This is a genomic window from Neobacillus sp. NPDC093127, assembly GCF_044754175.1.
Taxonomy (GTDB): domain Bacteria; phylum Bacillota; class Bacilli; order Bacillales; family Cytobacillaceae; genus Neobacillus.
The window spans coordinates 1-1,769 of sequence record NZ_JBIVOP010000060.1 but is presented as its reverse complement, the minus strand read 5'-3'; the positions used below and the strand labels follow the sequence as shown (position 1 = coordinate 1,769).

General features: G+C 38.3%; 1 protein-coding gene. It reads left to right on the top strand.

The annotated features are described in order from the left end of the window. The first annotated feature begins 751 nt into the window (after window positions 1-751). Window positions 752-1,384 carry a DNA-binding response regulator gene (locus tag ACIQCO_RS28110; RefSeq protein ID WP_400435457.1) on the top strand — a complete coding sequence of 211 codons (633 nt, stop codon included), beginning with the start codon at window positions 752-754 and terminating at the stop codon, window positions 1,382-1,384. Window positions 1,385-1,769 lie beyond the last annotated feature (385 nt).

Below are 1,769 nucleotides of genomic sequence, written 5' to 3'. Positions count from 1 at the left end.
GGGGTAGTAAAATTAGAAGTTCTGTGATAGGTACTTCCATTTTATATTGAAAACGGTGGCCTTTTTCAATTTATTTGACCTATTTTCTATACTAGACCCCCACCCAGCAAAAGTTTAATACCATAAAGTGTGAAATCTAAACAGAGAGCTGACCTCTCTGTTTTTTGTTCTTCAATTTGTCATAATTTATGGATCGAATTTGGTAGGAATTTAGTAGTTGTTGTTGAATAATGTATTTAATTGAGAATAAAGTAGAAAGAGAGGTGCTATCACCAGCCTTAGGAATTTACGTCCTGTGCCATCTCTTGTACCACTCTGATTGAAGAGTAAAGCCTAGAGGGAAGAATTGCAAATAGGCACAATTTAGCTGGTGGGACATAAAGACTTGAGTTAAAGTGGGGACGGACAGAAAAGTGCAATTTCATAAATCGTTCCTTATTATTGTCACTTTCCATGTTGAAAAAGATACCTGATTTTAAGCATGATATACTAACTTCTCCAATTGAAGCCACATTAATCCTTTTTTTTCACTCGCATTCACACTCATTAATTATCCGAAGTACAATTGAATAAATAATGGAGATGATTTATTCGTGGCATCGAATATGTAAGCCAAATTTGAAGTTTGGTTTCAAAATTAGTTCACTAAATTTTGTTTAAATGGTTTTATTTTATAAAGGGTGCTGTAAAAAACATGACCATTGGATAAGAGAGGTATACTATGGGATTTGAAGAAGAATACCAGGCCTTTATGAATACTCACTTACAGCCAAGAACCGGTGAACGGTTGCGGCGCTTACAAGAAGGTCACAATCAGGCTGAAATGTTATTTTTGAAGCAAGTGTGGTGGCCTTTATTTTACCATTTCAAGTATCTTCATCCAGAATATGAAGTCGATGATTTCAAGGATGGCAAAAGGTATTTGGATTTTGCTTATATTCGTCCGGCCATTCGGATTTGCCTTGAGGTTGACGGGTATGGCCCTCACCTAAAGAACATAAGCAGATGGCAATTTTCCGACAACCTGGAACGTCAAAACCAGTTGGTGATTGACGGATGGACCGTGATCCGCTTTTCTTATGACCAAGTTAAAGAGAAGCCTCGTCGATGCCAGCAGATTGTTCAGCAAATGATTGGTCAATGGCTGGGTGATGAACTGGACCAGACATCTCTGTCCTTTGTTGAAAAGGAAGTGCTCCGGCTAGCGATTCGAAAAGGAGAAGCCATATCCCCTAAAGAAGTCGAGAAGTATTTGAAGCTAAGTGATAAGACGGTAAAAAAAATACTCTCTCAACTAGTCGATAAAAAGAGGTTGATTCCCGCATCTGGGATCAAGAGGGTCCGCTCTTATCGGTTGGGGGATCAGGTTAAGCACCCGATCTGATAAATAGACGGAAAAATTTCGCTTAATTAGTAAATAGCATTAAAAATAGCCCTAATAGACGGAGAGATTCCGCCTATTGACTCGAAAATCGTGAAAATGGGGGGTTTTGCTTTGCATAATCGGAAAACCTTCCCTTATTTACCCTGAAACGAGCTCTATTCTGCATTTAACCGGAAAATCGAGACTGTCGATTAAGTTGGAGTTTATTCCATTCCTAAGCCATTTTTCACATACTTTGTGAATTTTATTGGATTTTTTCACAAACCTTCATTGTTTTTTATGTATTTTCTCTTCCTAAGGCCTTCTATTTGTCCTGATTTCCCTAATTTGGACAGACGGGGGCCTTTACCCGATTCTCGCATTTTTTGAAACGATAAAAGGGCTT